Here is a 24,339-nt window from a genome sequence, read left to right on the forward strand (position 1 = left end):
GCGCGTGTTGTTAGGCTGAAGCGGATTTCATGTTGCTTCCTTCAAGCGCCATGTCAGAACATCACGTAAAAATTCAGGCATGAAATATTCAATGTGATCGTGATCACGGATATGAGGAAAAAGAGAGCCTAATGTATACATATCGACTGTGCCAACTGTATAGGAGGCGTCTTTTTTGATCAATTGACCATGTACAAAGACATCCTTCACCCGTTTGGCCTCGCCTTCTTCTAACGTATAGCTGAGTCCGCTATATAGCATTTTCCCCATCAGCTCACCTCTAAAGCCGAAGCCTTTAATGCGCAGCTGTTCCATTTTTTCTTCACAGCCCCGTCGAACCGTTTCGATGAGCTGTTGACCGGTAAGCGTCACCCGAATGGGATTAATAGGATGCGGACATATCCGGTGGATTTCTTCTCTTGTGACGATCCCTGCCTCTAATGAATCAAGCACCATACCCGCATTCATCATGCCAATATCTGCCTCGCACCAATCTTTAATGGCATCTGTTAAGAGCTGCGGAAGCGGAGATTCGTCGAACCACTTCGTTTCTAGCTTCGACTCAATTGTTGTGACTTTTTCCTGCATGAGTGCTTTCGCTCTTCTTTCTGCCTGCTGTAAGGTGGTGATGGCTTCATCTGATTCACTGATGAGCTGATCCACTGACTGCACTGTCGCCTTTTTCTCTATCAGCTCTTTGCGTGCTGTATCGATTGTCAGCTCGACGCAGCCAATATAATGCCCATACTTTTCAGCGCATGCAAGAAGCACCCCATTGTCCATTTCACCTTGTTCTAACAGATGATGCGTGTGCGAGCCTAGGATGATGTCGATTTCAGGGAAGTCACGGGCGACCTCTCGATCATGGATAATACCGAGATGGGATAAGAGCACAATGACATCTGCCTGTCCCTTCACTTCCTGCAACATGTCCCGTATGCTGTCAAATGGATCAGTAATGTTCCAGCCCAGCTTTTCATAAACAGGTGTATACGCAATGGTCACGCCTAAGAGACATATTCTCAGTCCGTTTTCCATTGTGATCATATGATAGGGCTTTGCCCATGATGGCCTTTTGCCTTTCTCAAATAGATTAGACAGGACCACAGGAAATTGTGCATTCTCATATAGGTGATCCAGCTGATCATGAGGCAGCGTAATGCCTTCATTATTCCCGATCGTAACTCCATCATAGCCAAGCTCATTGAGGAGCTTGACATTTACCTTTCCATAATCAGCTTCGGATACGAGGTTCACTCGATCCATATGGTCGCCAATATCAAACAAGAGCATCTGATCGTGAACTTGACGCTTTTCTTCAATATAAGCTGCAATTTTTGGCCAGTTCTCAAAGTGGCTGTGCAAGTCGTTTGTATGATATAACCATAGCTTCTGCAGCATGTTGATCTCTCCCTCAAGTTGTCACTGACCGTCTCATTCAGGTTGAAAGCTTCAGTCAGCTCTCGGTTAACTAAATAAATCTAACTGCTTCGGAGATAGGCTTGAATACGTGATATCCAGCAAATCAATCATCTGCTGTCCATTTGCTGCTGCATCTCCGCCGGAGTTATTATTAAACACGACATAGACATCTTTCGATTGCTGATGCAGGATGTCGAGATTCTTTTTCCACTCTTTTAATTCAGCTTCATTATATAAATATAAGTATCTCACTTCACGCCAATTCTCATGGTCTGCCGGGTGAAGCCAGCCCTGTTTATTCCTCCCGTGAAATCGCACCAATGTTTTATCACGGTGTGTAGCTTGTATGACTGGCGGAATGGAGCCTTCTCCGACTTGCGGTTCATCACAGACGGAATGAATCCATCCTTCCTTTTCCATAAAGGATAAAGTTTGCTCATAAAATTCCTCTGAAAACCATGTACGGTTTCGGAATTCGAGAGCACAAGGAATATCGCCCATCTTCTCCTTACACCATCTTAAATAGTAGACGTGCTCTTTTTTGCAATCAAACCATGGGGGAAATTGAAACAGGACCATGGCTAGTTTCCCTTCACGAATAAGCGGAGTCAATGAAAGAATAAACGCGTCAAACATTTCTTCCTTCGAAGCAAACGGAATCTCGCCCCTTTGATGTCCAGTCATTCCTTGGTATGCTTTCACAACAAATTGAAAGTCATCCGGAGTATCCTTTATCCACTTTTCATGATTACGCTCAGGCTGAACCGCATAAAAGCTGGCATCTAGTTCCACAATGGGAAACGTTGATGCGTAGTGAAACAGCTTTTGCGCGCTGCCAATTTTCGGCGGATAAAGACTGTCATGATCTCCCCAGCCAGTTAATCCGATATAAATCATGTTTCTCACCTCTTGCCACTCTCATGTATAGACGGCTTCCTCATTCGAAGCCTTTGTTCCTTGTGATCCCCATAATTCTGAAAGAAATTCTTCTGTCTACAACATATCATATTTGCTCGTAATTCTGAATGAAGATGACTGGCGGCATGTGATTTTGTCCTGACGCTCTGTTTGTTTGTCATATTAATTAACAACTTTCTATCTAAAATGATTTTAGCTGATAACATAAAATGCATATCAGAGATGTTGACAGCAATTGTCCATTTTTTTATTCATCTTCACCAATAAAGGAGATTGAGTGGATATGAACATAGACGATAACCAGTTTGACATATTACAAAAAATCGCCAGAAATATTCATAAGCCTGTCTATTTGTTAAACCAGTATGGACGTATACTGTATACCTCGCACTCCATGATGACGAACCCAGAATGGATGCACATTCTCCCCTTTTTTCGAAGCAGGACAACTCATTCTTTTTCGATGATACATGCTAAACAAACCTTTTCCATCTTCCCGATTGATTTAAACGAACAAACATGTGATTACCTGGTCATCCTTTCTTTCATTCACCCGCAGAATAAAGCATTGCATGGGATGATTGCAAAAGCAGTGAACGAAATGTCGATTGCTCGTATGAGACAATATGCCGCCCTGCAAACGGCCAAGCGAGCTAGAAATGAGGGTTTTCGCAGATGGATAGAGAGGGCATCGTCTTCCCAGCAAGATCATTTACATTTCGCTCAATCGTTTGGATTAAGCGCCGAATGCCGCTATCTATGTATGATCTGTCAGCTTGACCAGCGTAGTGATACCACATGTTTTATGGAGCAGCAAATGGTTTTAGATCATGTGATTGATCTGCTCGAAAGTGCACTTCTAACCTGCCCATTTCCTGCCTTTCTGTTTGTCAAAGGTGATATGGGTGTTGTATTGATGGAGGAGACTGGCAGTTGGCCGGAGGTTAGCGGCAGTCTCATCTCTTTTTTAAAACAGTTGCAGAAGCTTGTTAAACTGCAATTGAATCACACCATTTCTTTTGGAGTGAGTTTGACCGCCTGCCTAATCCACCACCTGTCTGAGGGCTACAATGAAGCATTAGAGGCTCTTCAAACCGGACATCTCTCATCGCGAACTGATTATATTCAATTTTATCAGGCGAAGGATGTACCAGATTTACTAAGGCTTATTCCAAGAAAGGATATGATCACGTTTCACCAGCTGCACCTACACCCGTTATCTGAAGCATCACAAGTCGATCAAAGTCTTCTTCACACCTTGTCTGTCTATTTAGAAACCCATTGCCACATTTCAGAAACAGCCAAACGATTGTCTATTCATCGCAACACGGTCATTTATCGCCTTGAGAAGTGTGAAGAATTGCTTCGAATCAGCTTAAAAGATCCTGACGCAACATTGCGGCTGCGCTTAGCCTTCCGTATTCAAAGATTTCTCACATCCCATCCTGATTGAATTTTTTCTTCCGAAGCTTCATATAGTTTGGAAGAGAAAAATGAGTCTCGAGGAGGGATGACAAATGGATGATGAGCTCCGTCACATCCCGCAGCCCATTCGAAAGGATGGCGCGGGTGCTACCGACTTAGGCCCGCGTGATGTCCTTCGAGATATAGAGAACCCAGATATGCTCGTTCCCCCTAAAACCGATGCCGGAACAATCCCTAATTTAAAATTTTCATTTTCTGATACACACATGCATTTGAATCACGGCGGCTGGTCGAGGGAAATTACGAAGCGGGAGCTGCCTGTTTCAACAACGATTGCAGGTGTCAACATGCGGCTCACACGCGGAGGTGTTCGTGAGCTTCATTGGCATAAACAGGCGGAATGGGCGTATATGATTTTAGGCAAAGCCCGCATCACATCTGTAGATGCAGAAGGGCGAAATATGATCGCTGATATAGAAGAAGGCGATTTGTGGTATTTTCCACCTGGTATCCCGCACTCCATCCAAGGACTTGAGGATGGATGTGAGTTCCTTCTTGTATTTGATGATGGCGATTTTTCTGAATTTGATACATTCACGATCACAGACTGGTTTGCCCATACACCAAAAGAGATTCTATCCGCCAATTTTGGTGTTCCTAAGAAATTGTTTGACCGTATTCCGAATAAGCAGCGCTATATGTTTCAAGGCTCACCGCCGGCATCTTTAGAAAGCCAAATGGTATCTGATCCATACGGGAGCATTAAGCCGCCATTTACGCACCAGCTTCTTCGTCAAAAGCCGCTAACGACCTCAGGCGGAACCGTCCGAATTGTCGACTCACAGAATTTCCCGATTTCAAAAACGATTGCCGCTGCACTTGTCGAAGTAAAACCTGGCGGCATGAGAGAAATGCACTGGCACCCTAATAATGATGAGTGGCAATACTATTTAACCGGCACGGCCAAAATGACGGTCTTTGGAGCAGGAGGTACTGCCCGCACCTTTAATTACAGAGCAGGTGATGTTGGATATGTTCCTTTTGGTATGGGGCATTACATCCAAAATATCGGCCAAACGAGCCTTTGGTTTTTAGAAATTTTTAAAAGTGACCGGTTTGCAGATATTTCGTTGAATCAGTGGATGGCCTTAACCCCGCCTCAATTAGTGAAAGAGCATTTACACGTAGATGATGCAATGATTCGTGCGCTTCATAAAGAAAAATCACCTGTCGTGAAATATGAGAGATGATGCGATTTTATTGATAAAAAACCGATCATTTTTTAGATGATCGGTTTTTTATCATGGTTAACTCTTATCGATACCAAGCTTTTGCTAAATTGTTTTTAAAGTTACTGTCCTTGAATGGTACGTTGGCACTACCAAAGTCTGTTGTATTCAATGCATGTCTTGCTGCCGGCGTTAGATCATCCCAGCCAATTAAAGGCTGCATCCCTTTACCGCTCACATTGCCGCTTACATCCAGCTCGTGGTTCAATGGCCAATTGCTATCATAACCAACCAAAGGATTTGTTCCTAAAATACTTGCGGCACTCGGTGCTGCTTTCTTATATTGCCCATGACCTGAGTAAGCAATCGATTGAACACGCGGGCTCGCTACAGCTGGGTTGTCAATCCAAACGACAATGGATTCCCAGTCATGACGATGACCAAAGCCCGGTGAAGGATTATCTTTTGGGAAATACCAAGCATACATAATTGCCCAGCTGCCATTGTACCAATCTGAACGTGAATATACTTGACCGATATTACTGCTGCATCCACCATTATGTGAACCGCTCGTTTTTAACCCTCTGCTTGTGTTTCCAGCAGCATCTACAGCTGGGAATGGTACACATCCATGCCATACTTTCAAATAAGGCTGAAATTTTTTCGCTGCTTTTTGTGTAACAGTTGTTGGATTGACTTCTCTAAAACCAACTACCTTGTCATGATCAATTTCTGCCGCATGAACTGCTGATGGCACTGCTGTACTAAACATGGTGACGATAAAAAATATAATGGCAAACATAAACTTCTTCATTTTCTATCCCCTTTTCTCTTGATTATCTCAGTTACCTCATGCTGTCGAGATTGATGTTACCATTGCGGAAAAAACCAATCAATCACTTTTTACACAAAATGTATATTTTAGTATTTTATTAACAAGTTTTTATTGATCTTAAAGACCTAAATCTATGGATTTCATCTCAGTAAAAGGTGTAAATATTGATAAACTATACTATTCATTTAGATAAAATATAAAACATATACTATTTCTAATTGGAATTTTTTCTAAATGTATTTCATTCAATAAAAAAAGATTGTAGATCAACTACAATCTTCCTTGCGCTGCATGAGTATGCTGCACTTTTTTCCCCCACACGATGGATGCAGCGAAACTGACGCAAAGCACCAGTGTTCCAAACATAAAAGGAAACTCAATATTCACATCAAATAATATACCAGCAAGACTCGGTCCGACGATATTGGCAAGGCTCATAAAGGATGTATTGAGACCGCCTGCCACCCCTTGCTGATTGCCTGCCATCTTGGACAGCAATGTATTGAGGGCTGGACGGACAAATGACGTAGCCGATAAAAATAAAATCGAACCCGTAAAAATGAACCAAAAGGACGGCGCAAATCGGCAGGCGATCAGCATGAAAGCCGCTCCTAACAGCGCATAACGGACGACTCTCATCTCCCCAAATCGTTTCACACAGGCATTCACTAACGCACCTTGGACAAGCACCCCTGTAAGACCCGCAACCGTAATCACAAACGCAATATCCTTCGGTGAAAATCCGTGTTTTTGGTCTACATATAAGCCGAAAATCGATTCAAAGTGAATGATCCCGAAATTGAGGACAAAGGCCAATATAAACAAAAAGCCGTACGATGTCTTTAGAGCCTGGATCATTTGTACAAAAGGATTGAAATGAATGTCCTTGTTGAGCCGCGCCTCTTCCTGCTTTTCCTTTGTTAATGTTTCAGGTAAGAAGAGGATGGATAACAAAGTAGAAAGGGCAGCAAAGGAACCGGCAATGAGAAATGGAAAAGCGATCCCGTACTCAGCCAAATAGCCGCCTACGCCCGGCCCAATGACAAAACCTAGTGTCATCGCTGCACTGAATAGGCCCATTCCTTTCCCTCGGTCCTTTTCACTTGTGATATCAGCGATGTATGCAAACATGGCCGGCATGAGCAAAGCCCCGGCAGCACCGCCTAAAAAGCGAGACACAAACAGCATCCAAAGCTGATCAGCAAAAGCAAAAATAAACTGAGCAATCGTAAAGCCAGCAATCCCGGCAATGATCAATTTTCTTCGTCCAAATCGATCGGTCAGTGCGCCGGCGATCGGCGATAACGCAAATTGTGTGAGGCCTGTTGCAGCCACAAGAAAACCGAGTGTTTTTCCTGTTGCGCCAAAGGCTTCGATGTAACTCGGCATAACAGGTACAATGAGGCCAAAGCCAAGCATGGCAATAAAAATATTGAGCATCAAAATGTATAATCTGCCCATCTTCTTCATACAAAAAACCTCTTTCTGCAAAATAAATGAAAATGATGACAAAAAGGATGAGAACTTCTCCAGTATAGCGATAACCTTATCTATAAGTCTAGTTTTTCAAAAATTAGCGTTCTTTTCCAAATAAAAAATACCCGCCAGTGGCGAGTATGATGTATCTATTCAGCATGTTCATAGATAGAAAGAGCCGCCTGAAGCCCTGCTCCGCAATGGATAGATGCTCCGTGTTTGATGAGGATCGCTTCCAGACCCGCTAACACAAACAGCACATTTTCCTTTCGGCAGCTGTAGCCCATTGTCCCAATTCTCCATATACGGCCGGCAAGCGGTCCAAAGGAGCTTGCAATCTCAATTCCAAAATGATGAAGCAGGTCGGCACGGACCGCTTCTCCGTCAATACCCTTTGGAATGACAACACAGGTCACAACCGGCATTTTACAATCTGGATCACCAAACAATTCAAGCCCCATCGCTTCAAGACCTTTCATCAAGGCTTTTTCATGATACGTGTGTCTTTGAAAACGTTCAGACAGCCCTTCTTCCAGCACAAGACGAACCCCTTCTCGCAGTGCATAGAGCATCGTTGTCGCTTCTGTATGATGATTTAATCGTCTTGGGCTCCAATAATCCTGAAGCTGGCTTAAATCAAAATAATTGCTTTTGATTGGAGAAATATCGATCTGTTTTTGTAATTCATCCTGTGTCGCTATCCCTTTTTCTACTTTCTTTCTCGATTCAATGACAGCTGCGACTCGGTCATTATATGTAATAGGTGACATGCCTGATGGAACAGATAAACATTTCTGCGTGCCGCCAATCGCCGCATCAATTTCCCATTCGTCCACTTTTACCTCGACACCGCCAATGGTCGCCACAGCGTCTACAATGAACAGCGCATCAAGAACCCGGCATGCTTCACCGATTTGCTTGAGCGGCTGCAATCGTCCGGTGGATGTTTCACCATGAACCATGGCAACGATTTTAGGCTTGACCTGCTTTATTTCTTGGATGATGTCGGCAGGATCAAAAACCGTCCCCCATTCACATTCCATAGTATGTACCTCAGCACCGTAGCGCTGCCCTATTTCAATGAGCAGGTGACCGAAGCGTCCAAAGACAGGCACAAGCATCGAATCTCCCGGCTCAATCACACTGGCGAGCACAGCTTCAAGCCCTGAACGGGACGTACCGTCAATTGGATAAGCCCATTTGTTTTCTGTTTGAAAAAGTGACCGCAATAAGGTCATTGTTTCGTTCATTATGTGTGTAAATGCTGGATCAAATTGACCAAGAATAGGGGTGCTCATCACACGGAGCACTCTCGGATCTACTTCTACGGGCCCCGGTGTCATTATCGTTCTCGAAGGTGTTTGCAGTTCTTTCACGTTATCCATCCTCTCCCTTGCTGTCCATCCTTATAAGCCCACTTATACAGGAATGCTCTTAAAATAGCAATCTCTTTTCCTACGAACTCATTACATAAAATTTACGAGAAATCCATTTATTTCTTCATGACAATATGATAGAAATAAAGAGAATACATTCCCTATCAAGGAGGAAATCGAATGAAAAGAACTTTATTTGGAACTGTGGCCGCCGGAATCATGATATTCGGCACATTCGCCGCCCCGCTGCCTCCAGCTGCAAACGCTCAAGGTTTCAATCTGAATGAACCTAGTCAAACGATCACCTTTTCCCCGTTACAGCTTCAAAACGAAACATCTGCACAACAAACGCAAACTGCCGCCACAAGTCAAATCGATTCCTATTACCAATCTGCTGCTGGCAAATCAGGACCCGCTCTTAAAAAGGCTTTACACGATATCATTGATGATCATACGCAGCTATCCTACAGCCAGGTTTGGGATGCATTAAAGAAAACAGATGAAGACCCCAATAACTCTAACAATGTGCTGCTGCTTTATAGTGGTGCCTCCCGCTCAAAGCAAGCGAATGGTGGAAATGTCGGCCAGTGGAACAGAGAGCATGTCTGGGCAAAGTCTCATGGCAATTTTGGGACAAGTCAGGGGCCTGGGACAGATCTCCACCACCTTCGTGCGACAGATGTGCAAACGAACAGCACACGTGGAAATTTAGATTTTGATACAGGCGGTAATGAATACAAAGGGGCGCCGGGCAATTTCTACGATAGCGACTCATTCGAACCTCACAGCCGGGTCAAAGGAGATGTTGCGAGAATGCTCTTTTATATGGCGGTTCGCTACGAGGGTGATGACCGCTTTCCAGATTTAGAATTAAACGACAAAGTGAATAATGGAAGCTCGCCTCTTCACGGCAAAATGTCTGTGCTTCTCAAATGGCACAAGCAGGACCCAGTCGATCAAATCGAACGGAACCGCAATGAGATCATATATCAAACGTATCAGCACAACCGCAATCCTTTTATTGATCATCCTGAATGGGCAAGTGAGATTTGGGAATAAAAAAAGGCACTGCTATAAACAAGCAGTGCCACATATTGTTGACAAAGGGATAAAATGATCTTGGTTTTATCCCTTTGTCTTCTTTTCAGTGTGATAGAAAACCTTTGCAGTCTAGGAAGGACGAGCACCGAAGCGGAGCGAATTTGACATTCGTGAGCATCGGAGCACAGACCTGACAAAGAATGCGAGGGTTTTCCTACACGCTGAGGCACTGCTACGAGCAAGCAGTGCCTTTCTTTTGTTCAAGAGGACAAACAAGACAATAATCAAGACTCTCTGATTTTTTCTCAAGCTTATAATACATACAGCAGGTTTTCCGGTTGGATGTTTCAAGTAAGCTGTCGTCTAGGTTTAAACTGTGCTGAAATGGATTTTGCTGAGCTCCAAATACATCCCCAGCCGCCTGCTTCAGATACAGATAATCCTCCCGCACACGCTGCTTCACCGCAGGTTCTTCCGCTTCCCGCATCATGCTTCGATAAAGAGAGTTGATTCGAACCGCTACATTTTCCCATAAAATACGAGAAGAGAGTTTTGATGTGCGGTTCAGCACGTCTAAAAGAGGTGTGACACACTCCGTAAACAGTGCACGTACGACCTTCTCTCTCCATTCATGCCGATCTCCTTCTAGTGGAACAAACGAACACGCTGCCTCATCAATTTCAATTTTCCGATCCTCTCTAAATGCACATGCTGCTGGTGAAAACTGATAGACACCGTCATACAGCGTCATCAAATAAAGAGAGGAACTGACGGCTAAATAGGCATACCGCTTTGAAAACATAGAAGCTGCTACCGCAAGATTGGGTGCATGCATCGCTTCCTTTTCAGCTTCTAATAAACGTATGACGGCTGCTTCTGAAAAAAGCGCAGCAAGTGTGCGATCAGATGTCATTGGTCCATTTGTGATGTGTACCCCGAAATCAAGTAATTCTCTCTCAACCCACTCTGGCCTCATATCAAAACCCCTATCTTTCGTTTATCGATTTCGCTGTTGATATAACAAATAAATAAAGAATGGTGCACCAATTGCCGCCGTAAAAACACCTGCTGGGACATCTAACGGTAGAAAAGCGGTTCTAGCCACAAGGTCTGCCAGCATCACGAGAATACTTCCAACAAGCGCAGATGCTGGGACAAGCGCTATGAAAGAACGTCCGATGATCATCCTTGCGACGTGCGGCGCCATGAGTCCAACAAATTCAATGCCGCCTGCAAATGCGACTGCAACACCAGCCAATGTCACACTCATCAGGAGAAAGAATAATCGTTTCGCCTGCACTTTTACCCCGAGACCTGTTGCAAGATCATCGCCAAGTTCTTTTACATTCATCGTTCTTGCTAACACCATGACAATCGGTAAAATAATCATCACCCAAGGAAGCATCGCAGTGACGTCTTTCATCGTAGAACCATATAAGCTGCCCGTCAGCCAAATATATGACTTAGTCGTTGTCATCGTATCACTAAGAACAAGCGTAAACGTCACACACGCCTTCATAATGGCAGAAATTCCTATTCCCATTAGTACAAGTGTGATCGGTTTGACCCCTTTTTTCCATGACAGCAAATAGATCAGGCACGATACCGCAAAAGCACCGGCAATCGCCCATAAGGATTGATAAGCAATGGGCACAGTGCCCATCCAAAAGACGATGAACATAATCGCACCAAACGAAGCACCACTCGTAATCCCAATGATGTCAGGCGATGCAAGCGGGTTGCGAATCAATCCTTGCAAAATAAGCCCTGATACCGCAAGCGAGGCTCCGACTAAGACAGCCAGCAGCGTTCGTGGAATCCTCAGCGTATTTAACACAAAGGAATTTCCCTCTCCCTGACCGATTAAATGAAGCAGCACATCCACCGGCTGAATGAACCGGCTTCCCATACTGAGACTGAGAATAAATAAACCAAAGGCAATGGCCGTCAATAAAAGTAAAATCAAAAACGTCCGCTTTGAAAATTGAAATGAAATGCGCCCGCCCTTAGAACGCACTGTATATGTTTTAGCCACCTGTCTTCAACCCCTTGCGCACGAGATAAACAAATAGAGGCGCTCCTGCTACCGCCGTCATGACACCAATCGGCACTTCCTGCGGCATGATCAGAAAACGAGCCGCCAGATCCGCGGCAAGCAAAAGCGACGCCCCCACAACGGCACAATACGGCAGTACCCAGCGATGGTCAGGCCCGACAAGCTTTTTCACAATATGCGGCACAAGAAAACCAACAAAACCAATTGAACCAGCAACAGCGACCGAACCACCTGCTAAAAAGACGACGAGTACACCCATCGTGATTTTCAGCAGCAGTGTACGCTGGCCAAGTCCTTTGGCAATATCATCTCCTGACAAAAGAACATTTATAGAAGGTCCTAGAAGCAGCGCCACAATCGTCGCACCGAGAATATAAGGTAACACAGGGATTAACATATCAATGCTTCTTCCAGACACTGAACCCGCCATCCAGAACAAAATACTTTGAATCGACTGCTCATTCACGATTAAAAGACCTTGTGTAAAAGACGCAAACAGTGCAGATATCGCCGCTCCTGCAAGGACAATTTTGACCGGCGTCAATCCATCTCTTCCAATGGAACCCAATAGAAAAACGAGCATCCCTGCAATCGCTGCGCCTAGAAAGGCTGTCCACATATAGCCTGTTAACGACTCTGTTGAAAAAAAGACAATCGAAATCACGATAAAAAAGAGTCCACCTGCATTAATTCCTAATAAATCTGGCGCCGCAAGCGGATTTCTCGTCAATGCCTGCATGAGTGCACCTGAAATCGCCAGGCTAGATCCAACGACCGTTGCGATTAAAGCTCTTGATAATCTGGATGTCATGACAATGACACTGTTTGGATCCGATTCATCAAATTGAAGAAAAGCATGGATGGTGGCTTTGAGGGAAATTGAGGTTTGCCCAAGGGAAATACTGAGCATAAAAAAGACCAACATCAACACAATGAATCCAGCAAAAAGCAGTGCCTTGCTTGAATCCTTTTTTAATAAACTTCTCATCTGATTCCCGCTTTCAATCTGTTATGGAAAAAAGGAGAAAATGGTATGTTCACATTTTCTCCTCTGTTATGACTTATTTATCAATTCCTAGACGATCATAAATATCATCAAGCATCATGTTTGCAGCGATAATACCGCCGCCCATGTTCCAAGTGATTTCATCTACTTTATGCACTTGTTTCGCTTTCACTGCGTCAAGCTGCTTCCATAAAGGATGACTCGTCCACTCTTTATATGCTTTCTCAACCGCCTTATCTTGATCATCCATGAAGTAATAGATCACATCTGCATCCATTTGCGGAATGCTCTCTTTGTCTGTCAGTGTAATAATGTCTTGCTTTTTATCTTTGACATTCTTAGGTCCTTTAAAGCCTAACTCTGTTAAAATCGACCCTGCGAAACCAGTTTGATAGATTCTAGCATGGTCTGCACGGAAGTTCACCACAGACACACTCATTGGCCAGTTTTTGATGTCTTTTTTCGCTTTTTCTTTGAAGTCAGCGACGCGGTCATCCCACTTCGTCAGCAATTCTTTTGATTTGTCTTCCTGATTTAACGCTTCACCCATCAACTTCACTGTATCTTTAAAGGTGAACACTGTTTCTGTTGCAACAGTTGGAGCGATTTCTTGCAGCTGATCAAAAATTTGCTCATGGCGGATTTTCGATGCAATGATCAAATCAGGCTTGAGCTTTTCAATTTCCTCTAAGTTTGGCTGTGTTTCCTGCCCAACAATTTTAACATCCTTTAAGTCGTCTCTTAAATATTTATACGTAGGTGCTTCAAGCCATGATTCAACAACACCCACTGGTTTAATGCCCATAGCGACTGCTGCATCCGTTGCTCCTTGGTACAGCGTCACAATGCGCTTTGGTTTATCCTTAATATTGTCAGTTGAACCGATAGCGCTTTCAACAGTCCTTGTTTTCTCTTTATTACCTGACTTGCCGTCACTGCTATTGCTGCCGCAAGCTGCAAGTAAAACGATGGAGAGCACAACTAATAGCGACCAAAAAGATTTCTTGAACATGTACCTCACCTATCCATTCTATATGTAGTCATATCGTTTGATAACGATTCTCATTATCACATTATGATTTTATCATAGAAAAGGATGGTGTCAATGTAAATTTTTAATTAAATGGGAGAGTATTGACTAGTTGTTCATACTAAATAGAAGGATTCCACATTTGGATCGTCCTGCCAATCTGTTTCCCCGCTTCTAATAAAATCGACAAATGGGTATGTCCTTCCAGCACTTGATAGACTGATTGTTTTTTGATTGATTCCTTCGGCAGCTCATGATAGCCGAGAAATGTCTCGACGTCATATAGCTCATCCTTGCTGCCTACAAACATGCCATACGGCCGATCCATCTTCGCAAATTGTTTCTTAGGTGCAGATGGGGTTAAGGCAAGAGATAGATTGACGGTGATAGCCGTCAATAGAAGCGGATCCTGCTCAACTGCCCATGCAGGATAATGAAAACGTACGGCTTCAGAATGACTCATCAGACTCCCTTTTGTCATCGCAGACAGAATGAATTTCCATACTTGAACGGTGGCAAAAGGAATTTGATCAGCCCTTGCAGTACCTGATTTATAGCCAAATTCAGGTGCGATGAAAAAGTAACCGTCCACTTCTCTTTTTTTTGGCCAAGACAAGTAGTTAAGCAGCAGGCCTGCTCCCGAAGAATGCCCACAAAGGTAGATGGCACCTTTATGATCCTGTTTAATGGCATCCACAACCTGCGACATATCTTGCCATACATCCGTGACACTAGGTGTATCCCCTTTTTTTCCTTGTGAATGGCCATGGCCTCTTAGATCAAGTAAAAATACATTTACGTGAAAATCATGTTGCAGTGTGTAAGCGATATGCTCATAACCAGCCAAACTATGAGCACCACCGCCATGAATCAAGATCACATTGGCCTGCGTCTTCTTTTCTGATAAAAATGGATAATACGCAAGGCTTGTACCATCATGTGATGAAATGAATTGTCTTTCTGGAATATGTACAGAGGCTGCCTGCTGCATACTTGTAAACGAGAATGGTTCTGTCTTGGTGTGTGTCAATTGATTTCGCTCCTTTAGCCAGAAATGAGAATGACTAAGCCGAATTAGTCATCCTCCTTCCTGCATCCTATTCATTCATATCCTGCAGAGGGAAGGTCTTACTTTTTCTAAAGCATACCATAAGAACATGTCAATAAAGTCGGTGCTTTGTCAAACGCCTTTCATCATACTGTACATCTCTTTATGAATGCACAAAAAACGAACGTCCATCGTTCGTCTTCTTTCCTTACTTCACTTCCTCATGCTCTTGAGCAGCATCTCTTTTGCTCGCGATAAAGAGTGCACAGGTCATAGCAAGAATGGCCAGCGCCCACCAGAAGGTCGATACCGCCTCTTCATGATCAATGATAATTAAACGGATGACTGCTGTGATCCCTATATAAATAAAATAGCGAAGCGGAAAATGAAAGTTGGATTTAAAGTATTTAATAATTAAGGCAATAAACTCAAAGTACATAAAGAAGATCAGCAGTTCCCCAAGCATTCCATAATAGCTTTCTCCTTTGTTGAACAGTGTTTTATAAACAAATTGGACAATGTACCATGTTTCACTGATTAAGAGAACACTTAAAGCGATGGCCAAAAAGAACAGACAGATATTGAGAAGGCCTTGTAAGAGATCAGGTATCTTTTGGAAGTTGTTGAATCGTTTCATTGAGTTGTCTCTCCATTCCAGTATATTCATTGGTTTTCTACATTTTGATGTTCCAAAATCGCAGCACGATGTAGTAAACATCGTTCCTTTCTATCCTTTCAAACTGCCCGTGCATGCGGGTCATCATTCGTTTGATGCTTCGTTCACCAAGTCCATTGCTTTCCGGCGTGACCTTTGTCTCTTTTATCGCATTGCTGACATGAATCTCAAAGATTTCTTGATTCGATAAAAACGTGAGATTGATATCCTTTTTGGGATCTGCGTATTTCCGTAAATTGGACATCACATTATCAAATACTCGGCCAAGCAGCTCGACATTCACATTGATATAGCTGTCAGGCAGTTCTCCTAAAAGATGAACCTTAAAGTTCTCTTGATGCAGAATGGCCACCTGATCTGACAGGAGATCATAAATCACCTCTTTGACTGCAACGGTCTCAAGCTCAAATTCATGTTCTTTATCCAACAGAAAATAGGCAAACAGATTGTCAGACAGATTTTTTAATTGCAGTGCTTTCCCGTAGGCACTCGCTATATATTGATCTTTACGGGTATCCGCTCCAGTCTCTTCTTTTTTCGCAAACTCCAGATTCATCATCAACGACGTCAGCGGTGTCCTCATATCATGGGACATTTCGGTGACCAAGCTGCGGCTCTCTTCTTGCAGCTCATCAATGGCTTGAAGCTTGTCCAAAAAGGCTTTTCGCAGATCCTCAATACTTTTGGCAATCATCGCTAATTCATCATGCCCTTTTACAGTCATCTCATAGTCCAGCTCTCCGCCTTCAAGAATATGAATCTCTTGATGAATCATTTGCAGGTAGCGCAGACTTTTGCGAATGCCAAGAAGAACTATGAGGAGAAATATAAGCGTCGCCCCGAGCAACTCGAGTGTAAAGGCAAGATCGTGGTAACGAGATGAATAGAAACCATCCACCATGACGCGGCCATTACCGTCGCTAAACTGAACCGGATACGAATGGTGTTCAGCGTACTGGGTCATCCTTTCTTTTCCGTACGCCGATTCATCGGCAGCGGAATAAATAGAGTCATATTGCAGCACTTGATCCTTGAAAATGGTCAAATTAATGTAATTCTCTTTTTTCACCCACTCGCCAAACGCTTTTCGATCCGTTGAAGACAGCTCATTCTCAGACACGTAGCGGCTGAATTTTTGAATATACTTGGCTGACTCCTGCTCGTAATACTCGTCAGAACTCAAATATCCATCAATTAAATCATTGGTGATCTTTTGCAGCGTCAAAAAGACAATACCACTCACAATTGCAGCCGCCAAAATCAACAGAGCCAGCTTTTTGGTCAGTGTATATTTACGTTGTGCCAAATCGATATCCTCTTCCCCATTCTGTTTTGATATATACAGGGCGCGCAGGATCATCTTCAATTTTGGCACGAAGCTTTCGAATATGCACCATCACCGTATTGTTGGAACAATAGAAATAGGGCTGTCCCCACACGCTTTCATAAATATTTTGAGCAGAAAATATTTTGTTTCGCCTGCTCATGAGCAGCTTTAACATCCGATATTCTAGATCAGACAGCTTAATTTGCTGGTTTTCTTTCCATACTTCATTAAATTCTTCACTTACCCTCAGCTTACCCCCAACAAGAAAAGTCTCTTCCTGCTCCTTCTTTTCCTGATAGACGGTATACCTGCGTAATTGTGCAATGACTCTAGCATGAAGCTCCTCTTCTGAGAAGGGCTTTGTCATATAATCATCCCCACCGGCAAGTAATCCTTCAGTTTTATCGAATGTACTCGACTTGGCTGTCAGAAATAGAATCGGAACGTTAGATGAGGATCTTATGTGCTGGCATGTTTCGATGCCTGAGAGCCCTGGCATCATCACATCTAAAATCACCAAATCGAGCGAATCATCCACAAGCTTCAATGCTTGCTCGCCATTCATCGCTCTTAGCACCTCATATCCTGCACGTGTAAGGGATTCCTGCAGAAGTTCACCAATATCCTGATCATCTTCTACGACTAATATTCGATGGGTCATGTCTCTCACCTCATGAAATGTGATGCTCTTTCTTTTATGTCTTTACTATATATCATCTAGCTATGTGAAAAGATACAGCATAAACCTTAACAGTTTATGAATTTAAGAATCTGCCATCAAATGGACACATTCATTTCCAAAAATTCACTTCTTCATAATTTGTTAAGAATTGATCTATATATTGATTCATTGTAAGGATCAATGGTTCGATCCAAATCACATTTATCATAACAAGAAAAGGAGCATGGATATGAATGCAAACAAAGTAGCACACGGACAACCGATGAGTCTGCGAGAAAGGGTTCATTTCTTGGACATCGTACGAGGATTCGCCTTAATGGGGATTATTCTAGTCAATTACTTTTTGATCGTGGATTCGGCCAAGGGATTTGACATGCAGTCAAATGATGTCTTTCACAATGTGGTGAATTGGTTTGCCTCGGGGAAATTCATTACACTGTTTTCCTTTCTATTCGGGGTTGGTTTTATGATTTTTATGGACCGAGCTGCTCAGAAGGTAGACAGTCCGAACAAGCTGTTTGCCCGCAGATTAACCATTCTCTTAGGATTTGGCCTTCTGCATTTGACCTTTGTTTGGATTGGTGACATTTTGGCCTATTATGCAGTCGCTGGCTTTTTATTGCTTTTCTTTTACAAACGAACAGCCAAAACCATCCTATACTGGCTGATCACACTCTTTGTGATTCAATTGCTCACACCTATTTTCACGATGCTGTTCAATACCATGAACACAGCATCAGGCAAGCCGGATTTTGCTGATTTCGAGCTGACCAGCCACAACAGTCTGACTTATTTAGCATCTATTGGTGATCGGTGGACAGACATGGTCACAATGGCTTCCAGTTCTTTTTCCACCGTCTATTCTATGTTCTTCATGTTTTTACTTGGTGTGTATTTTGTGAAAATGAAGTTTTTCAAAAACATGAAGGCGAAAAAAGCGATTTGGAATCGCATTTGGGTCATTTGTACAATCGCGTTTCTCATCACACAAAGCAGTACGATCATTCTAGCGGTCAATCCTTTTGAAAATACACTCTGGGTGAACATTGCCACTGCTCTGGAACAAAACGGGGGATTCACTGGCAGTATGTTTTATATGAGTACACTTGCGATGCTGTTTCTGCACGTTCCTCAGCTGCGAGGTGCTTTGATGTTCTTTACCAAAGTTGGACGCATGTCACTGACCTGTTATTTGCTTCACTCTATCATTGGCACAATGCTATTTCTGAAATACGGGGCCGGACTTGCCAATCATCTTCAGCCAGCTGGCACGTTTATGATTGGACTGGGGGTTTATGTCTTCCTAGTGCTCTTCAGTACGCTATGGTTAAAGCGGTTTAAATATGGTCCGATGGAGTTTATTTGGCGTCAGCTGACGTATGGGAAGGTCGATGATAAATCGAAAACAAGCACAATGCATGTGGCTAAGTAACTGACATCATAGTAGTTAAAAAGAGTGAGAAAAGGCGAACTTTAGTGGTTCGCCTTTGCTGTAGTATATTAGTTTTTTGTGATTCAATACTGGTCAATCACTTCTCGTAATTGATTCAAATAACTTTCTTTCAATTCATCTGGGTATTCAATTTTCACATGTTTCCCAAATGACATCAAATAAAGAGTCATATACGATAATTCTTCTTGGTTGTATCCACCCACAATATAAGGGATCTGATCAATGATCTCCAATCTCATATTTGGGTAATGATGCTTCAAAAATTTTTCTTTTCCTTGTTCCGTTAATCGACATTTAAATGAGATATCATGATAAGTTTTTTCATATTCGAGTTGCAGTTCTTTTAATTCTTCCTTTGTAAATGTGTCTCTGATTTCTTCTTCAATCACCATGTCTTTCATAAAGTCACATCTATAGATGCCCCACTTTTTATTTTGAACATCATATGCTTGAGTAAACCAAATGCCATTTCGATAAAACAACTCAAGAAATTGCAGACTGATCCATTTATTTTCATATTGAGTGTACGTCATCTTCACTATTTGATCTTCCATCATTGCCTGTAAAATCAATTCCAAATGATTTTGTTCACTAACTGGTGCGACATTATAGTAATGAATCACATCCAAAGTCTCCGTAATCATTTGCTTTCTCTCTTCAGACATTGTGGCAAACAGCTTTTGCCGAATTTGTGAGTAGGATTTTTTAAATGGTGTTGCTGACACCAGGTCTAGCGCTTTAAGAGCGAAAAAAATAGCTTGAACTTCTTCTATATTGAAATATATAGGAACCAATGGAGATTGATTCACCAGTCGATATCCTCCGTGTCTGCCATTTTCAACGTAAAAAGCTAAGCCCATTGACTCTAACTCTTCTATATCCCTTAAAGCCGTCCTTTTAGAAATGCCAAATTCGGATTGTAAATCCTTTAACTGAAAAGAGTGTTTATCACTTAAAAAAATAAGTTCTTGGTTTAATCGTTCTGATTTTTTCATTTGTTTCCCTCTTAAAAAGGTGACTTCTTTTGTCACCTTTATCGTTTATACTCAGCTTATCAAAAGAAAAGGAGCATGTACATGCAAACATTAATTATTAACGCGCACCCAGATTTCACTCATCGAGAAAGTTATTCAAACAAACTGCAAACACTATTTTTAGAACAGTTTAAAGAAAGGTTTCCTCATAAAGAACCAACCATTTTGCATTTATATGGAACTGAAATTCCTCGTATCGAAAAAGAACAGCTGCTAGGTATTTGGGATAAGCAAGCATCCGAACAAACATTAACGGCTACCGAAGAAAAAATCGCCGCTGCGTCATCTGCTTTATTGGCTCAATTCAAAGCACATCATCGAATTGTGATCGTGTCACCTGTTCATAATTTCAATGTGACTTCACGAATGAAAGATTATATAGATAATATCTTTATTGCGAGAGAAACGTTCAAATATACAGAAAATGGTTCTGTTGGTCTGATGACTAACGATTATCGTGTACTTTTGCTTCAAGCAAGCGGCTCAATTTTCACAAATAACGATCGTTACACACCTCTGGAATTTTCACATCATTACCTAAAAGAAATATTTCAAAACTTGATGGGCTTTCAACAATTTCATATTGTCCGAGCACAAGGAACAGCGATTTTAGAAGAAGATACGATCTTGACATCTGCAGCTGACGATTTGTCTAAAGCCTTTGATGCGTTTTACCAGCCTAGCGGGGTGTAAGCAAAACAAAAAGACCAAAAACGTTTGATAGCACGTTTTTGGTCTTTTTTTATTAACCGATTGAACCTTCCATTTCAAGCTTACGTTCTCTTGTGGTCGTGATCCCCACGTTTTATATTTGTTAGGCATCATATAAAATAATAAGCCATCATAAGTTTATGGGTGTTTTGTAGGTGTGCCCACATCAACAGCAAGCTAAGAAAATACAACTACCCCAAGACCTTTTTATTTATCCCACCCTCTCATCTGCTAGTATACTATTTTTTATAACCAATGCTGCGGTTTCACTCGGATGGCTAAGCGGAAAATGGTGTCCATATGGAACAACATCAACCTTACCAAGATGCGATGGAGCAGAATAGCCTCTGTCATACTCCCCCCAAATCATATAAAGATTATCCTTTGTTATTTCATTGAAATCACTGTGTTCGTGTTTCAGTAGTAACTTGTTAAGCTGAACTGTCGTATTTAAAATTCTAGGAGAAGTAAAGCTGTTTCTGATTTTTTCAATATAACGTTCAGGGATGCTCTCCGTCTTTTCAAACAAACCATTACTTAATAAATAACGCTCTATCATATTAGGAGTTGCCAAGTTTAATGTCCATTTGTTCATCCATTGAGGAACATTTAGCGATTTAGCATTTCTTTTAGCAACAGGCGGCTGAAGTAAAGTGATTGAACACTTCTTATCTATGTACCCTTGTCCCAATGCTTTCAATAGAATAAACGCACCGAATGAATGGCCAATTAGATGTGCACCATTAACCGTTTTCTCCAATAACTTTTTCACTACATTCAAATAGATATCTAGAAGATGTTTCTCTCGTTTAAATGGCGAACGCCCCAAACCTGGAAGATCCAAGATCCATACAGGCTGACCCGTTTTTTCATGAAGCTCTTGTGCTAAAGGAAATAAATCCTCTCCATCACTCAATAAACCATGTAATAAAATAAATGGTTTTCCCTCTCCTTGTAATTGGTAAAGGGTATTGTTATCGCATAATGTTCGCTCAAATAAATGATGATGCTCACCATGTTGATCCATCATGCGATAATCCAGATCAGCTACTACAGCAGGGAAAAAGTTCATGACACTCGTCTTCTTAAACCAATCTCCCCCCATCATTTTTTTCACTAAAGCATTTGAAAATGTTCGTTTTGTCATAAAATTGAGTCCATCAGAAGGAATGTTTGTTATTTTACTTACGCCACTTTTCATCATTGCTTTCATAAACGGCATTGGGACAGAGATTTTTGGTGCTCTCATATTCATACTTTCCGACATCACACTTAATAATTCAGCAATGTTCTGATCATGCTCTTTGTCTTCAACAAGTGTATATGTTTGAATAGCCGGCTGCTCCATCCTGAAAACCTGCACAATAAACTTCGCAAACTCATCGTTTGAAATAAGTGGCAGCCTGTATCCTTTACCTCCAGGAATCACTGGCATGAGCCCTCTTCGCATACTTGTTACAAGCAAACCTATTCCTGCTATCTGTTCTGTACTCCCTGTTTTACTACTGCCGACCACAGTTGGCGGATTAATGACAGACAGTGGATAACCTACAGCTGATGCTTGTTGACGGATATAAAGATCTGCTAAAAATTTTGTTCTCTCATAAGGATTTTTTATTTTCAGGTGATTATTTCCTTCTTTAAACACATCAATTTCAATCTTGCTATTTTCATCATCAAAGGGACTCATATAACCGACAACATGGATAAATTGCTGCAAGCCCTTCGATTGATGAATACTTTTAGCTAATTCACCAATATATTTGGCGCCATTTAAAAAGACGGAAGCTGCCTCATTACTTGTCGCTTGAATATCCATGGGGCCTCCTGCGTGAATGATCACATCCGTTTTCAATACCCTTTCCTTATCTTCAGTACTTAGACCTAAATCTATTTTCGTCAAATCACCTTCAACAAAGTGCATCATTGACTCTTTTAAAATGCCTCTTTCTTGAAAAATACGTGCTGCTTTACTTTTCGACCTCACTAAAAGAAGAATGTTCACATCCTCTTTCGCTAATTCTTCAACTAATTGCTTTCCAATAAAGCCTGTTCCACCTGTTAAAAATACTGTTTTCATATAAAATCCCCTTTTTAGTACTATTTAGTACTAATTTGATGTAAAAAAAATGCTTCTTTATCGAAGCAAGTTAAATAAATGATCTGCTGTTTTTGTGATGACAGTGGCATCCTTCAATGTTTCTGAAATAAATAACGCCCCTTCAAGATTTGTAATAAAAAGTGATGCCACCTCATCAATCTGAATCGTATTTCTGAATTCCCCGTTCTCTACACCTTGTTTCAGTAATAGAGAAACTTTCTTTTGTAATCCTGTGAAAAAAAGACCTATTTTTTCTTTTATGTGCGTGGCCTGTGCAGGACTTTGAATATAAAGAGTAATAAATGGACAGCCGCCCTTATACTCTCTCGACTGAACGCCTTGTGATAATTGCTTTAAAAACATTTGGATACGATCTTCAACTGAAAATTGGGTCTGAGATATTACGTCATCAATTGCAGATTGATACATGTCAATCCAATAATCAACGACTCCTTCTAATAATTCTTCCTTATTAGAAAAGTGATAATACACATTCGACTTTGACACTTTGCTTACACGTACTAATTCATCCATACTTGTATAAGCAAATCCTTTTTCTAAAAACAATGTTGCAGCTACTTCAAGTACACGTTTTTGATTCATTAATTTAGCCTTTGTCATAATTAGAACTATACAGTACTAGTTTATATGTTGCAAGTATTTATGTTCATTTAGAGATAAGTTTAATTCCACAGAAAAATATGATGGCTTTAATGATGATGGTATTGGAGGGATGGACCTGACTTCACGAACTAAACACATCTGTCGTTTCATCATGAATGTGAATAAGAGACATTTGTTGAGGATGAACACTGTATACTTCTCCACATTCACATAAAAAAAACAAAGCCATGAAGGCATTTGATTAACAAGTGGTATCATAACGGTATCACTCGAAATTAAATGCCTTCGAAAAGCGTTGTGTATCCTTCAATTTCATTTTCTTTAATAAATCCTCCAATTTTTTTATTTCAGATATTTTTTGCTTAGTCTTGTGTTTTTGTAAATGGCAAAATAAATACATTTCTGCATCATAATTATCTCCGAATACCTGTCTTGCATAAAGATTATGCTTTGTTTCTCGACCGTAATATTCAAATTTGAATGGTTCCTGCCCACCCCTACACTTTACATCAAGTTTTATTTCATCAGCTGCTAGTATAAAATCAAGTCCAGTATCTGTATCCTTTCTATGTTTCGCATCAGGAAGATATTTCTTTACTACTAATTCAGCTAATCTTCCTGTAGCTTGTTCCTCAAGTGAACCAGCACTTTTTTCACTTATTACGTTTTTAAGGGCATACTTTAGTGCTTCCAATCTTAACTGATGCCCTTCTTCCTTTAATAAATAAACTGCAATTACATCAGACTCATATTTAGGATCTGGAATATTTGGTACATAAGTCTTTAAAGACATAATCCACCCAAAATTTCCTATAATAAATTCATCAATACCTGTGTTTAGTTATCTTTCGCTAGTATGATTGTATCAA

Annotated in this window: 22 protein-coding genes; 5 read left to right on the forward strand and 17 right to left on the reverse strand. The window is 41.5% G+C overall.

The features are described from left to right. Positions 1-27: 27 nt before the first annotated feature. Together QR42_RS14685 and QR42_RS14690 are read right to left on the reverse strand one after the other, a co-directional pair. Positions 28-1,401 (reverse strand): bifunctional metallophosphatase/5'-nucleotidase, encoded by a 1,374-nt coding sequence (locus QR42_RS14685; protein ID WP_039181208.1) that lies wholly within the window; start codon positions 1,399-1,401, stop codon positions 28-30. A gap of 66 nt (positions 1,402-1,467) precedes the next feature. Beyond that, positions 1,468-2,319, reverse strand: coding sequence for a DUF72 domain-containing protein (locus QR42_RS14690; RefSeq protein ID WP_039181209.1), 852 nt, complete (start codon positions 2,317-2,319; stop codon positions 1,468-1,470). A 304-nt stretch (positions 2,320-2,623) separates the two neighbouring features. On the opposite strand from QR42_RS14690, the gene QR42_RS14695 reads away from it, so the two are divergent. Then, entirely contained in the window at positions 2,624-3,793 is a 1,170-nt protein-coding gene (locus QR42_RS14695) for a PucR family transcriptional regulator (RefSeq protein ID WP_039181213.1), read from the forward strand. 64 nt (positions 3,794-3,857) lie between these two features. Continuing rightward, entirely contained in the window at positions 3,858-5,015 is a 1,158-nt protein-coding gene (locus tag QR42_RS14700) for an oxalate decarboxylase family bicupin (protein WP_039181215.1), read from the forward strand. A 64-nt stretch (positions 5,016-5,079) separates the two neighbouring features. Here QR42_RS14700 and QR42_RS14705 read toward each other — a convergent pair whose 3' ends face one another. The 3 genes from QR42_RS14705 to QR42_RS14715 form a co-directional block, all read right to left on the reverse strand. Then, positions 5,080-5,808, reverse strand: a complete 729-nt coding sequence (locus QR42_RS14705; protein WP_039181218.1) for an NPP1 family protein — start codon at positions 5,806-5,808, stop codon at positions 5,080-5,082. 291 nt (positions 5,809-6,099) lie between these two features. Beyond that, positions 6,100-7,299 (reverse strand): tetracycline resistance MFS efflux pump, encoded by a 1,200-nt coding sequence (locus QR42_RS14710; RefSeq protein ID WP_039181221.1) that lies wholly within the window; start codon positions 7,297-7,299, stop codon positions 6,100-6,102. A gap of 155 nt (positions 7,300-7,454) precedes the next feature. Further along, positions 7,455-8,690, reverse strand: coding sequence for a pyridoxal-phosphate-dependent aminotransferase family protein (locus tag QR42_RS14715; RefSeq protein WP_039181224.1), 1,236 nt, complete (start codon positions 8,688-8,690; stop codon positions 7,455-7,457). Positions 8,691-8,861: 171 nt separating this feature from the next. Between QR42_RS14715 and QR42_RS14720 the strand changes: the two genes are divergently transcribed. Then, complete coding sequence (locus QR42_RS14720; protein WP_039181227.1) at positions 8,862-9,740, forward strand: endonuclease I family protein; 879 nt, start codon at positions 8,862-8,864, stop codon at positions 9,738-9,740. Between the two features lie 214 nt (positions 9,741-9,954). On the opposite strand, the gene QR42_RS14725 is transcribed toward QR42_RS14720, so the two are convergent. The 8 genes from QR42_RS14725 to QR42_RS14760 all read right to left on the reverse strand — a co-directional run bounded on the left by QR42_RS14725 (position 9,955) and on the right by QR42_RS14760 (position 17,526). Next, positions 9,955-10,698 (reverse strand): IucA/IucC family C-terminal-domain containing protein, encoded by a 744-nt coding sequence (locus tag QR42_RS14725; RefSeq protein WP_039181230.1) that lies wholly within the window; start codon positions 10,696-10,698, stop codon positions 9,955-9,957. Positions 10,699-10,719: 21 nt separating this feature from the next. After that, the gene (locus QR42_RS14730) at positions 10,720-11,757 is read right to left on the reverse strand and encodes a FecCD family ABC transporter permease (protein WP_039181233.1); all 1,038 of its coding nucleotides are present in this window, start codon (positions 11,755-11,757) and stop codon (positions 10,720-10,722) included. Then, entirely contained in the window at positions 11,750-12,766 is a 1,017-nt protein-coding gene (locus QR42_RS14735) for a FecCD family ABC transporter permease (RefSeq protein WP_039181235.1), read from the reverse strand. The genes QR42_RS14730 and QR42_RS14735 overlap by 8 nt, the downstream gene beginning before the upstream one ends. A 73-nt stretch (positions 12,767-12,839) precedes the next feature. After that, positions 12,840-13,796 (reverse strand): ABC transporter substrate-binding protein, encoded by a 957-nt coding sequence (locus QR42_RS14740; protein ID WP_039181238.1) that lies wholly within the window; start codon positions 13,794-13,796, stop codon positions 12,840-12,842. A gap of 139 nt (positions 13,797-13,935) precedes the next feature. Next, entirely contained in the window at positions 13,936-14,844 is a 909-nt protein-coding gene (locus tag QR42_RS14745; RefSeq protein ID WP_235354774.1) for an alpha/beta hydrolase, read from the reverse strand. Positions 14,845-15,070: 226 nt separating this feature from the next. Continuing rightward, positions 15,071-15,499 carry a phosphate-starvation-inducible protein PsiE gene (psiE, locus tag QR42_RS14750; protein WP_039181241.1) on the reverse strand — a complete coding sequence of 143 codons (429 nt, stop codon included), beginning with the start codon at positions 15,497-15,499 and terminating at the stop codon, positions 15,071-15,073. Between the two features lie 37 nt (positions 15,500-15,536). Then, positions 15,537-16,844 (reverse strand): HAMP domain-containing sensor histidine kinase, encoded by a 1,308-nt coding sequence (locus tag QR42_RS14755; RefSeq protein WP_039181243.1) that lies wholly within the window; start codon positions 16,842-16,844, stop codon positions 15,537-15,539. After that, positions 16,831-17,526, reverse strand: a complete 696-nt coding sequence (locus tag QR42_RS14760; RefSeq protein WP_039181246.1) for a response regulator transcription factor — start codon at positions 17,524-17,526, stop codon at positions 16,831-16,833. Before QR42_RS14760 ends, QR42_RS14755 begins: the two co-directional genes overlap by 14 nt. A gap of 250 nt (positions 17,527-17,776) precedes the next feature. Here QR42_RS14760 and QR42_RS14765 point away from each other — a divergent pair, with 250 nt between their 5' ends. Beyond that, positions 17,777-18,979 carry a DUF418 domain-containing protein gene (locus QR42_RS14765; protein ID WP_039181249.1) on the forward strand — a complete coding sequence of 401 codons (1,203 nt, stop codon included), beginning with the start codon at positions 17,777-17,779 and terminating at the stop codon, positions 18,977-18,979. An 83-nt stretch (positions 18,980-19,062) separates the two neighbouring features. On the opposite strand, the gene QR42_RS14770 is transcribed toward QR42_RS14765, so the two are convergent. After that, positions 19,063-19,995, reverse strand: coding sequence for a helix-turn-helix transcriptional regulator (locus QR42_RS14770; protein ID WP_039181252.1), 933 nt, complete (start codon positions 19,993-19,995; stop codon positions 19,063-19,065). A gap of 81 nt (positions 19,996-20,076) precedes the next feature. Between QR42_RS14770 and QR42_RS14775 the strand changes: the two genes are divergently transcribed. Continuing rightward, positions 20,077-20,727, forward strand: a complete 651-nt coding sequence (locus QR42_RS14775; RefSeq protein WP_039181255.1) for an FMN-dependent NADH-azoreductase — start codon at positions 20,077-20,079, stop codon at positions 20,725-20,727. 229 nt (positions 20,728-20,956) lie between these two features. On the opposite strand, the gene QR42_RS14780 is transcribed toward QR42_RS14775, so the two are convergent. The 3 genes from QR42_RS14780 to QR42_RS14790 all read right to left on the reverse strand — a co-directional run bounded on the left by QR42_RS14780 (position 20,957) and on the right by QR42_RS14790 (position 24,263). Next, positions 20,957-22,825, reverse strand: a complete 1,869-nt coding sequence (locus tag QR42_RS14780; protein ID WP_039181259.1) for an alpha/beta fold hydrolase — start codon at positions 22,823-22,825, stop codon at positions 20,957-20,959. Positions 22,826-22,882: 57 nt separating this feature from the next. Then, positions 22,883-23,449 carry a TetR/AcrR family transcriptional regulator gene (locus QR42_RS14785; protein ID WP_039181262.1) on the reverse strand — a complete coding sequence of 189 codons (567 nt, stop codon included), beginning with the start codon at positions 23,447-23,449 and terminating at the stop codon, positions 22,883-22,885. 286 nt (positions 23,450-23,735) lie between these two features. Then, the gene (locus QR42_RS14790) at positions 23,736-24,263 is read right to left on the reverse strand and encodes a hypothetical protein (protein WP_039181265.1); all 528 of its coding nucleotides are present in this window, start codon (positions 24,261-24,263) and stop codon (positions 23,736-23,738) included. Positions 24,264-24,339 lie beyond the last annotated feature (76 nt).

The organism is Bacillus sp. WP8 (assembly GCF_000800825.1).
GTDB classification, from domain to species: Bacteria; Bacillota; Bacilli; order Bacillales; family Bacillaceae; genus Bacillus; species Bacillus safensis.

Coding starts and splice junctions, on each gene's coding strand:
- QR42_RS14685 (WP_039181208.1), bottom strand. CDS start 1,401: ATGCTGCAGAAGCTATGGTTATATCATACAAACGACTTGCACAGCCAC.
- QR42_RS14690 (WP_039181209.1), bottom strand. CDS start 2,319: ATGATTTATATCGGATTAACTGGCTGGGGAGATCATGACAGTCTTTAT.
- QR42_RS14695 (WP_039181213.1), top strand. CDS start 2,624: ATGAACATAGACGATAACCAGTTTGACATATTACAAAAAATCGCCAGA.
- QR42_RS14700 (WP_039181215.1), top strand. CDS start 3,858: ATGGATGATGAGCTCCGTCACATCCCGCAGCCCATTCGAAAGGATGGC.
- QR42_RS14705 (WP_039181218.1), bottom strand. CDS start 5,808: ATGAAGAAGTTTATGTTTGCCATTATATTTTTTATCGTCACCATGTTT.
- QR42_RS14710 (WP_039181221.1), bottom strand. CDS start 7,299: ATGAAGAAGATGGGCAGATTATACATTTTGATGCTCAATATTTTTATT.
- QR42_RS14715 (WP_039181224.1), bottom strand. CDS start 8,690: ATGGATAACGTGAAAGAACTGCAAACACCTTCGAGAACGATAATGACA.
- QR42_RS14720 (WP_039181227.1), top strand. CDS start 8,862: ATGAAAAGAACTTTATTTGGAACTGTGGCCGCCGGAATCATGATATTC.
- QR42_RS14725 (WP_039181230.1), bottom strand. CDS start 10,698: ATGAGGCCAGAGTGGGTTGAGAGAGAATTACTTGATTTCGGGGTACAC.
- QR42_RS14735 (WP_039181235.1), bottom strand. CDS start 12,766: ATGAGAAGTTTATTAAAAAAGGATTCAAGCAAGGCACTGCTTTTTGCT.
- QR42_RS14740 (WP_039181238.1), bottom strand. CDS start 13,796: ATGTTCAAGAAATCTTTTTGGTCGCTATTAGTTGTGCTCTCCATCGTT.
- psiE (WP_039181241.1), bottom strand. CDS start 15,499: ATGAAACGATTCAACAACTTCCAAAAGATACCTGATCTCTTACAAGGC.
- QR42_RS14760 (WP_039181246.1), bottom strand. CDS start 17,526: ATGACCCATCGAATATTAGTCGTAGAAGATGATCAGGATATTGGTGAA.
- QR42_RS14765 (WP_039181249.1), top strand. CDS start 17,777: ATGAATGCAAACAAAGTAGCACACGGACAACCGATGAGTCTGCGAGAA.
- QR42_RS14770 (WP_039181252.1), bottom strand. CDS start 19,995: ATGAAAAAATCAGAACGATTAAACCAAGAACTTATTTTTTTAAGTGAT.
- QR42_RS14775 (WP_039181255.1), top strand. CDS start 20,077: ATGCAAACATTAATTATTAACGCGCACCCAGATTTCACTCATCGAGAA.
- QR42_RS14780 (WP_039181259.1), bottom strand. CDS start 22,825: ATGAAAACAGTATTTTTAACAGGTGGAACAGGCTTTATTGGAAAGCAA.
- QR42_RS14785 (WP_039181262.1), bottom strand. CDS start 23,449: ATGAATCAAAAACGTGTACTTGAAGTAGCTGCAACATTGTTTTTAGAA.
- QR42_RS14790 (WP_039181265.1), bottom strand. CDS start 24,263: ATGTCTTTAAAGACTTATGTACCAAATATTCCAGATCCTAAATATGAG.